This window comes from Polaribacter uvawellassae, from assembly GCF_039748955.1.
GTDB lineage: Bacteria > Bacteroidota > Bacteroidia > Flavobacteriales > Flavobacteriaceae > Polaribacter > Polaribacter uvawellassae.
The window spans coordinates 16762-27448 of record NZ_JBDIZN010000005.1 but is presented as its reverse complement, the minus strand read 5'-3'; the positions used below and the strand labels follow the sequence as shown (position 1 = coordinate 27448).

The following is a 10687-nucleotide window of genomic DNA, read 5'->3' as shown; positions in this document are numbered from 1 at the left end:
TATGAAACAAATATTCCTTTTTATTTTCCTTTTTACAGCAACAATTTCTCAAGCGCAAAAATTTAAAAATTTAGCAATGACTCCGCCAATGGGTTGGAATAGTTGGAATACTTTTAAATGTGACGGCATTAATGAAACGGTGATTAAAGAAATAGCAGATGCCATGGTTTCCAAAGGAATGAAAGCTGCTGGTTATGAATATCTTGTAATTGATGATTGTTGGCAAATTGGTCGTGATAAGAATGGCTATATCATTATTGACAAAGAAAAATTTCCTTCAGGAATAAAAGCCTTGGTGGATTATGTACATTCAAAAGGATTAAAATTTGGCATTTATTCTGATGCAGGAACGCATACTTGTGCAGGTAGACCTGGAAGTAAAGGTTTTGAATTAAAAGATGCAGAAAAATATGCAGAATGGGGCGTAGATTTTCTTAAATACGATTGGTGTAATACAGAAGGACAAGATACCAAACAATCGTATTCATTAATGAGAGATGCACTTTACAAACACAAAAGACCTATTTTATTTAGCATTTGTGAATGGGGAACAACTGAACCATGGAAATGGGGAAAAGATGTTGGACATATGTGGAGAACAACGTATGACATTAGTTTTCATGGTCATTTTAGTGGAAATCGTTGGGGAAATCAAATTGGTTGGGCAGATATTATTGACAAACAAGTTGGTTTAGAAAAATATGCTGGACCTGGACATTGGAACGATCCAGATATGTTAACAGTAGGAATTAAAATGCCAGAAAATGAAAGTAGAGCACAATTTACAATGTGGTCTATATTAGCTGCACCACTTATGACAGGAAACGATTTAAGAAACATGTCTGATGAAACTAAAAACATTCTTACCAATAAAAATGTAATTGATATCAATCAAGATAAACTTGGTAAGCAAGGGTTTAAAATTTATGATGATTGGAATTTTGAAATTTGGCAAAAACCTTTATCAAATGGTGAAATTGCGATATGTTTATTTAATAGAGACTCAACAATAAAAAATTATACATTATTGTGGAATAATCTAAAAATAAAAGACTTTAAAGGAAAGTATCAGATTACAAATGTATGGCAACAAAAACAAGTTGGAACAACAGAAAACAAGATTGATTTAACTGTGCCAAGTAGAGATATTATTCTTTTCAAACTAACTCCTATCAATTAGAATTAATGAATTATTCAGATAAAATAATAACCAAAGAGCAAGCAGAAAAAATACTTTTTGAACTCTATCAAATTAAAGGTGTTGTTTCAGAATTACCTGGAGAAATCGATTTTAATTTCAAAATTAAAGTCAGCAGTTCTGAAGCATATGTTTTAAAAATATCTCGTCCAGACGAAGACGAAAATTACCTAGATTTTCAACAAAAGCTATTGCAATTTGTAAACAAAAACGGAAAGAATATTATTGCTCCGAATGTAATTTTAGACACAAATGGAAACGCCATTTCTAAAATTACAGACTCTTTTGGCTACACAAGAAATGTACGTTTATTAACGTGGGTTTCTGGTAGAATTTGGTCATCAGTAAATCCGCAGTTAAACGATTTACGTTTTAGTCTTGGCGAACAATGTGGTAAATTAACTACTGCTTTGCAAGAATTTAAACATGAAAAAGCAGCAAGAGAATTTGTATGGGACGTTGCACAATCACTTTGGACAAAAGAACATCTTTATCTTTTTTCATCCGAAGAAAAAGAAATTGTCACCTATTTTCAAGAGCAATTTGAATCTCAGAAATCAGATTACGATACGTTACGAAAATCGGTTGTACACAACGATGCAAACGATAACAATATTATTGTTTCAGACGACCTAATCAACCCAACGGTTAAAACGGTTATTGATTATGGAGACGCAGTTTACACGCAAATTATTAACGATGTTGCCATTGCGTGTTACACCACTATTAATTATCGAGACCCTTTAGATGCTGCGTTGTCAATTGTTAAAGGATATCATTCAGTTTTTCCTTTACAAGAAAAAGAAATCAAACATTTGTACAATGCGATAGCGATGCGTTTGGTAATTTCTGTGACAAAATCGGCCATCAATAAAATTGAAGAACCCAACAATGAGTATTTATTAATTAGCGAAAAACCTGCTTGGGAAATCTTAAAAAAGTGGAAAGCAATTCATCCCCATTTTGCAGAATATTCATTTAGAGTTACTTGCGGATTTACCTCGCACCCAAATGAAGAACAATTTCAAAAATGGGCTTCTAAAAACACATTTTCACTTTCTGGTTTATTTCCAACTGTAAACAAAAATGAAGCTCATCATGTTGATATGAGTGTTTCAAGTAAATGGATTGGTCATCAACAAGACTTTAATAATTTAGATTTACTACAGTTTAAAATTGAGCAATTACAAAAAGAAGTTCCGACTAAAATTATTGCTGGCGGATACCTAGAACCCAGAGCATTATACACTTCTACAGCCTATGATAAAACAGGAAATTACGGAAAAGAAAGTAGAAGTATTCATTTAGGAATTGATTATTGGTTGCCAGAAAACACTCCAATACATGCACTTTTTGATGGTGAAGTTGTTATTGCTATAGATGATGCTGGAGATAAAGAATATGGTGGATTAGTAGTTTTAAAACACAAAACAGAAAATTTTGATTTCTATACTTTATACGGACATAATACAGTTGAAAGCGCAACAAAACATAAAATTGGGGACATTATTTTAAAAGGAGAAAAGATTGCTGAATTAGGAAATTATCCTGAAAACGGAAATTGGGTGCCACATTTACATTTTCAAGTGATGCTTTCTTTATTTGATTATAAAACTGACTTTCCAGGTGTTGCGTATTTGAATCAAATTGATGTTTGGAAAAGTGTTTGTCCAGACCCAAATTTGTTATTCAAATCAGAAGGTTTACAAAAAAACACGGCTATTTCAAATGAAGAAATCATCAACTATAGAAAACAACATTTAGGAAAAAGTTTGAGTCTGCAATACAAAACGCCAATTAAAATGGTTCGTGGTGCTGGTCAATATTTGATGGATCAATTCGGAAACAACTATTTAGACACGGTAAATAATGTGGCGCATGTTGGACACGAAAATTACAATGTTGTAAAAGCCGGGCAAGAACAAATGGCGTTGGTCAATACCAATTCGAGGTATTTACACGAAAACATCAACGAATTAGCAAAAGAATTGATTGAAACGTTGCCAAAAGGATTGAATGTATTGCATTTTGTAAATTCTGGAAGCGAGGCAAATGAACTGGCAATCAGAATGGTAAAAGCAGTTACTGGAGAAAAAGACATCATAGCTAGTGAAGTTGGTTATCATGGGAATTCGAATATGTGCATTGACATTTCATCCTATAAATTTGATGGAAAAGGCGGAAATGGCGCTCCAGAATACACACAAATTTTTCCGTTACCAGATTCTTTTCGAGGGAAATACCGAGGAGAAAATGCAGCAGATAAATATGCAGAAGAAGTTGAAAAATGTATTGTAAAAATTCAGCAAAAAGAAAGAAATGTTGGTGGATTTATCATTGAACCCATCATTAGCTGTGGCGGTCAAATTGAATTACCAAAAGGTTTTTTAGCAAAAGCATATGAAAAAGTTAGAAAAGCAGGTGGAATTTGTATTTCTGATGAAGTGCAAACGGGTTGTGGTAGAATGGGAAAAACTTTTTGGGGATTTCAATTACACAATGTAATTCCGGATATTGTTACCATCGGAAAACCGTTAGGGAATGGTCATCCAGTTGCTGCAGTTGCTTGCACACAAGAAGTTGCGGATGCTTTTGCAAACGGAATGGAATATTTTAATACGTTTGGAGGAAATCCTGTTTCATGTGCAATTGCTACCGAAGTTTTAAAAACTGTAAAGCGAGATAAATTACAAGAAAATGCGTTAGAAGTTGGTGAGTTTTTAAAAACTGAGTTAAAAAAACTGGCTCAAGAGTTTCCAATTATTGGTGAAGTACGCGGACAAGGATTGTTTTTAGGAATTGAATTGGTGGATGCAAAGCTAAATCCGTTAGCGGCACAAACCGATTATTTGGCAAATAGAATGAAAGAGTTTGGAATTTTAATGAGTACCGATGGGCCAGATCACAACGTATTAAAAATAAAGCCACCAATTATTTTTACCAAAGAAAATGCAGAAGAATTGCTTTTTTACCTACGTAAAATCTTTGCAGAAGATTTTATGACACAACAAACTAAAATATAAATCTTACATTTATAATCTTATTCAATTAAACACCACAATTATGCGTAAAATTTTAACTTTAATTACAATTATTTCATTTTCGTTGAATTCATTTTCTCAAAAAAAAGATGCAAAATGGAATGTAAATATTCCTCATAAAGATTGGAAGTACACTTCGTTCAACTTAAACACCAATGAAGGAACTTGGATGAATTTAGATGTAAGTCCGGATGGAAAAACTATTGTTTTTGATTTATTAGGAGACATCTATACAATGCCAATTACCGGAGGAAAAGCAACTATTTTACGATCTGGATTGGCCTATGAAGTACAACCGAATTTTAGTCCAAACGGAAAATACATTTCTTTTACAAGTGATGCAGAAGGCGGAGATAATATTTGGGTAATGACTGCGGATGGAAAAAATGCAAAATCCATTACCAAAGAAAAATTTAGATTGTTAAATAATGCTGTTTGGACTCCAGACGGAAAATCGTTGGTTGCTCGTAAACACTACACTTCTACTCGATCAGTTGGAGCTGGAGAAATGTGGCAATATCCGCTTTCTGGTTCAGCTGGATTAAAGTTAACCAAAAGAAAAAATGATCAACAAGATGTAAATGATCCGTCAATTTCTTCAGACGGAAAGTATTTATATTATGCAGAAGACATGTATCCTGGAGGTTTTTTCCAATACAATAAAGATCCAAATAATCAGATTTATGTAATCAAACAATACAATTTTAAAACAGGTAAGACCAAACAAATTACTGGTGGACCTGGTGGAGCAGCTAGACCTGTAATTTCTAAAAACGGAAAATTATTGGCTTTTGTAAAACGCGTTAGAACTAAATCTGTTTTATATATTCACGAATTAGAAACCGGGAAAGAATGGCCAATTTATCATGATTTAAATAAAGATCAACAAGAAGCTTGGGCTGTTTTTGGTGTGTATCCGCATTTTACATTTACAAATAATGATGCTGATATTGTTTTTTGGACAGGCGGTAAAATCAATAAGATTAATATTGAAACAAAACAACTTACAAATATTCCGTTTCAAGTAAATGAAAAGATTAAAATCACAAAAACGCATCAAGTAAAAAGAAAAGTTTTTGAAGAAAGTTTTACTTCAAAAATGATCAAAGATGTAAAAACATCTCCTGATGGAAAATCAATTGTATTTACATCCTTAGGTCATGTTTACAAAAAAGAATTGCCAAACGGAACGCCACAAAGAATTACAAACTTAACTGATTTTGAAGCGGAACCTAATTTTTCTCCTGATGGAAAATCAATTGTATTTGTAACTTGGAATGATGAAAATTTAGGAGCAGTTTATTCGATCAACAAAAATGGTTCTGGATTGCAAAAACTAACAACGATAAAAGGAATTTATAGAACTCCGTCTTTTGACAATACTGGAACTAAAATAGTTTATAGAAAAGAAGGAGGAAACGGAGATCAAGGTTTTGATTACTCTAAAAAAACAGGGATTTATATTGCAAATGCAGATGGAAAAAATGCTAAAAAAATAGCTGATAATGGAGAATTTCCTCAGTTTTCTGCGGACAATAAAAGAGTGTTTTTTCAATCTGGAGGTTCTTTTATGGGCGGATTAACAAAGCGATTACAAAGTGTTGATTTAGATGGTAAAAATCAAAGAAGCCATTTTGTATCTAAACTTGCAAATCGTTTAGTGCCGAGTAAAGACAATAAATGGATTTCATTTATTCATTTGCATAAATTGTATGTTGCGCCGATGATTATAAACGGAAGTGAAATCAATTTAGATGCGAATACAAAATCATTTCATGTAGAAAGTTTGTCAGAAAATGCAGGAATCAATTTACATTGGTCTACAAATAACGAACAAGTTCACTGGACATTGGGCGATGCATATTTCACAAAATCAATTGTAAACAATACAGAAAACCCGTTTGCAAAAAGCAACTTACTTGCTGGAGAAAACACCGGAATTAAAATTGGATTATCAGCAAAATCGGATGTTCCAAATGGAAGAATCGCTTTTACAAATGCACGTTTAATTACGATGGATAACGACAAAGTAATTGAAAACGGAACGATCGTTATTTATCAAAATAAAATTGAGAAAATAGGGAATTCAAGTTCAGTTCGAGTTCCTGCTGATGCAAAAGTATATGACATGAAAGGCAAAACAATTATGCCAGGAATTGTTGATGTACATGCGCATGTTGGTGCTTTTAGAAACGGATTAAGTACACAGAAACATTGGCAGTTTTATGCAAATTTAGCATTTGGAGTTACAACTTCTCATGATCCGTCAGTAAATACAGCTGCAGCTTTTACATTAGAAGAATTACAAAAAAGTGGAGCAACAGTTGGACCAAGAATGTTTTCTACAGGATTTATTTTATACGGAGCAGAAGGAGATTTTAAAGCTGTTGTAAATAGTTTAGAGGATGCACGTTTTGCAATTGCAAGAACAAAAGCGTTTGGAGCAAGATCCGTAAAAAGTTACAATCAACCTAGAAGAGAACAACGTCAGCAAATTATGCAAGCTGCCAAAGAACTGGGTGTAAATGTTGTTCCTGAAGGAGGTTCAAATTTCTTTGCAAATATGAGTATGATTTTCGATGGTCATACAGGAATTGAACATAATATCCCGGTTGCACCAGTTTACAAAGATGTTTTATCGCTTTGGAAAAACAGCAATACGGGTTATACGCCAACCTTAATTGTGAATTATGCTGGAATGAGCGGAGAATATTATTGGTATCAAAAAACCAATGTTTGGGAAAATAAAAAACTATTAAAATACACGCCTAGACATGTTGTTGATACGCGTTCTCGTCATAGAACGATGGTACCAGATGAAGAATATTACAACGGACATATGTTAACATCTAGAACGGTTACTGATTTATCGAAATTAGGCGTAAAAGTAAATTTAGGTGCTCACGGACAATTACAAGGTTTGGGTGCGCATTGGGAGCTTTGGATGTTAAATCAAGGTGGATTATCTAATTTAGAAACGTTAAAAGCTGCAACAATAAACGGCGCAGAATACATTGGAGTTGGAGACGAATTGGGCTCTTTACAAAAAGGAAAATTAGCGGATTTAATTGTGTTGGATAAAAATCCGTTAGAAGATATTCAAAACACTAACTCTGTTATTTACACAATGATTAATGGTCGATTGTTTGATACTAGCACGATGGATGAAATTGGAAATTACAACAAAAAAAGAAGTCCATTTTATTGGGAAAGCGGAAATTACAATCAAGGTGTTCCATTAAATTTAGACACCAACAGTTTTACAATTCCGACGTGTAGTTGTCATTAATTAAATTATAAACAAATCTATTTTAAAACAACGTTGATGAAGTACAGAATTCTGATTTTAATTGCAATTGTTTATACTTTTTCGAACTGTCAACAAAAAAAATTAACAGCAGTTTCTGAACAAAAAAATCATTACAATCATCAGGTATTTGAAGAACATAAATTAGCGCCAAGAGCCAGTTTTTTTGCATTTGAAAATCCTGAAATAGATTTAAAAGAAAATTCTAATCGCTATTATTCATTAAATGGCGATTGGAAATTTAATTGGGTAAAAGATCCAAAAAAGCGTCCAACCAGTTTTCAGAATGTAGATTTTGATGATTCTGATTGGGAAACAATTCCTGTTCCGTCTAATTGGGAAGTTGAAGGTTACGGTTATCCAATTTACTTAGACGAACGATATCCGTTTACCACAAAATGGCCCAATGCACCAACAGATTACAACCCTGTTGGAACGTACAGAAAAGAAATACTACTTGATGAAGAATTTCTATCTGAGGATATAATCCTCCATTTTGCAGGTGCAAAATCTGCCATGTATGTGTATATCAATGGTAAATATGTTGGGTATTCTCAAGGAAGTAAAACTCCGGCTGAATTCAACGTTACAAAACATTTAAAAGAAGGAAAAAACCTAATCGCCTTACAACTATTTCGCTGGTCTGATGCTAGTTATCTTGAAAGTCAAGATATGTTGCGCATGAGCGGAATTGAACGAGACGTTTATTTATACACAAGACCAAAAGTATTTATTGCTGATTTTCATGCAAAAACTACGTTGGATGATTCTTATAATAATGGAATCTTTAATGGAGATGTAAGAGTATCAAATAATACAATGGATGGTGTAAAGAAAAACATTCAATTAGAAATATTTGACGGGGAAAAATCAGTTTTTAAAGAAATAAAAACTATTGAAATTCACGGAAACGGAAATGCTAGTTTTAAAACTAAATCAATCTTAAAAAATGTAAAATCGTGGTCTGCTGAAATTCCAAATTTATACGATTTACATATTTCTATAGACAATCAATTTATCAAAAGGAAAATCGGATTTAAACGTGTAGAAATTAAAAATTCTCAAGTTTTAATCAACGGAAAACCCATTTATATAAAAGGTGTAAACCGACATGAAACCGATCCATTTACTGGTCACGTTGTTTCGAAAGCTTCAATGGAAAAAGACATCCAATTGATGAAACAAAACAACATCAACGCGGTGCGATCTTCTCACTATCCGAACGATCCTTATTGGTTAGATTTATGCGACAAATATGGTTTATATGTGGTTGACGAAGCCAATATTGAAAGTCATCCGTTAGCAATTGATCAAAAAACACAAATCGGAAACGAAATGAGTTGGTTGCCAGCTCACATGATGCGTACAAAACGCATGTATTATCGAGATCGAAATCATGCTTCAATTTATTCTTGGTCGTTAGGAAATGAAGCTGGAGAAGGTGATGTTTTTAGAGCAACATACAAATGGTTAAAAGAGCAAGATGATAATAGAATTGTACAATATGAACCGGCAGGAAAAGAAGATTATACCGATTTGTATTGTCCGATGTATCCAAAACCTGAGTATTTAATCAAACACGGAAAGTCTAATTCTGACAAACCATCGATTATGATTGAGTATGCGCACGCAATGGGAAATTCAGTTGGAAACCTACAAGATTATTGGGATATTATTGAAAAATACGACAATTTACAAGGCGGATTTATTTGGGATTGGGTTGATCAAAGTTTAGAGTACATTGACAAAAACGGCAAACCTTATTTGGCTTACGGACACGATTATCATCCAGATTTACCAACAGATGGAAACTTTCTAAACAATGGTTTGGTTGATCCGTACAGAAATCCACATCCACATTTATCGGAAGTAAAAAAAGTGTATGAACCCGTTCAGTTTAACTATTTAGGAAATCAAACCATTCAAATTACCAACAAGAATTTTTTTGCAGATTTTTCTGATAAAGAAATGCGTTTTAAAATTTTAAAAAACGGAAAAGTAGTTTTTGAAAAAACGAATATTTCTCTAAATGTAAAACCACAATCTTCTATAAAACTTCGTTTTAAAGATATTCCTGAAATGTTTGTACCAGAAAACGAGTATTTTTTAGAAGTTAGTTTGCATCAAAAAGAAGCAACTGAATTAATCCCGAAAGGCTATGAGGTTGCTTGGGACCAGTTTGCTTTAAAGTTTGGTTCAAATCCTCTTTATGAAAAAAATAAAGGAGAAAAATTTACTATCAATTTAAATAATGATGTTTTTCTTATTAAAAACAATAAATCACAATTAAATATTTCTTCAAAAACAGGCGAAATTACTTCGTGGGTTTTTAACGGAAAAGAAATTACAAATCAACCAATTCGACCAAATTTTTGGCGTCCACCAACCGACAATGATTTAGGAAACGGAATGGATAAATGGGCAAAAATATGGCAAGATGCTAGTTATAAGTATACAGCAAAACTGATAGAAAAACCAAAAAAATCCGAAAACAGTGTTTCATTTAAAGTACTTTATTCAACACCAAAAAATGAAATAGATTTAGAAGTATCTTACTTTTTAGATTCTAATGGAAGCATTTCAGTATATTCAATTTTCAGTCCAAAACAAAAAAACCTACCAAACATTCCGAGATTGGGAATGTACTTAACAATTCCGAATACATTTACTGATGTTTCTTGGTACGGAAAAGGCCCTGAAGAAAGTTATTGGGATCGAAAAACTGGACAAAAACTCGGAATTTTTTCTGGAAAAACTAAGGAACAATTCCACGTGTATTCTCGTCCGCAAGAAACAGGTAACAAAACGGATGTTCGTTGGGTGCAAGTAGCATCTAAAGACATCAGTTTAAAAGCTACAAGTCAACAATTATTAAACACAAGTGTTTGGCCTTTTGTTATGAAAGAAATCGATTTTAATGCTGGTGATGGCGCAACATCAGCATCAGGATTAGTTCCTGTTACTACCAAACACGGAGCAGATATTAAAATTGGAAATAGCATTCAATGGAACATCGATTTTAAACAAATGGGCGTTGGCGGAGATACTTCTTGGGGACGATTGGTTCACAAAGAATATACAATTCCAGCTAACAAAACCTACCGTTATTCATTTACAATTACACCATCCAAAAATTAAAAC

The 10687-nt window shown here is 33.1% G+C and carries 4 protein-coding genes; all 4 read left to right on the top strand.

The window, feature by feature from the left end; all coding sequences use genetic code 11:
• Position 1 precedes the first annotated feature (1 nt).
• From ABDX67_RS11000 to lacZ, 4 genes are read left to right on the top strand one after another with little or no spacing between them, the layout of a single operon-like run.
• On the top strand, positions 2-1180 hold the full coding sequence (locus ABDX67_RS11000; RefSeq protein WP_347175082.1) for a glycoside hydrolase family 27 protein: 1179 nt from the start codon (positions 2-4) through the stop codon (positions 1178-1180).
• Between the two features lie 5 nt (positions 1181-1185).
• A complete protein-coding gene (locus tag ABDX67_RS10995; protein ID WP_347175081.1) occupies positions 1186-4221 on the top strand; it encodes an aminotransferase class III-fold pyridoxal phosphate-dependent enzyme in 3036 nt (1011 codons plus the stop codon).
• Between the two features lie 40 nt (positions 4222-4261).
• Entirely contained in the window at positions 4262-7528 is a 3267-nt protein-coding gene (locus tag ABDX67_RS10990) for an amidohydrolase family protein (protein ID WP_347175080.1), read from the top strand.
• Between the two features lie 36 nt (positions 7529-7564).
• Entirely contained in the window at positions 7565-10684 is a 3120-nt protein-coding gene (lacZ, locus tag ABDX67_RS10985; protein WP_347175079.1) for a beta-galactosidase, LacZ type, read from the top strand.
• The last annotated feature ends 3 nt before the right edge of the window (positions 10685-10687 follow it).

Coding starts and splice junctions, on each gene's coding strand:
- ABDX67_RS10990 (WP_347175080.1), top strand. CDS start 4,262: ATGCGTAAAATTTTAACTTTAATTACAATTATTTCATTTTCGTTGAAT.
- ABDX67_RS11000 (WP_347175082.1), top strand. CDS start 2: ATGAAACAAATATTCCTTTTTATTTTCCTTTTTACAGCAACAATTTCT.
- lacZ (WP_347175079.1), top strand. CDS start 7,565: ATGAAGTACAGAATTCTGATTTTAATTGCAATTGTTTATACTTTTTCG.
- ABDX67_RS10995 (WP_347175081.1), top strand. CDS start 1,186: ATGAATTATTCAGATAAAATAATAACCAAAGAGCAAGCAGAAAAAATA.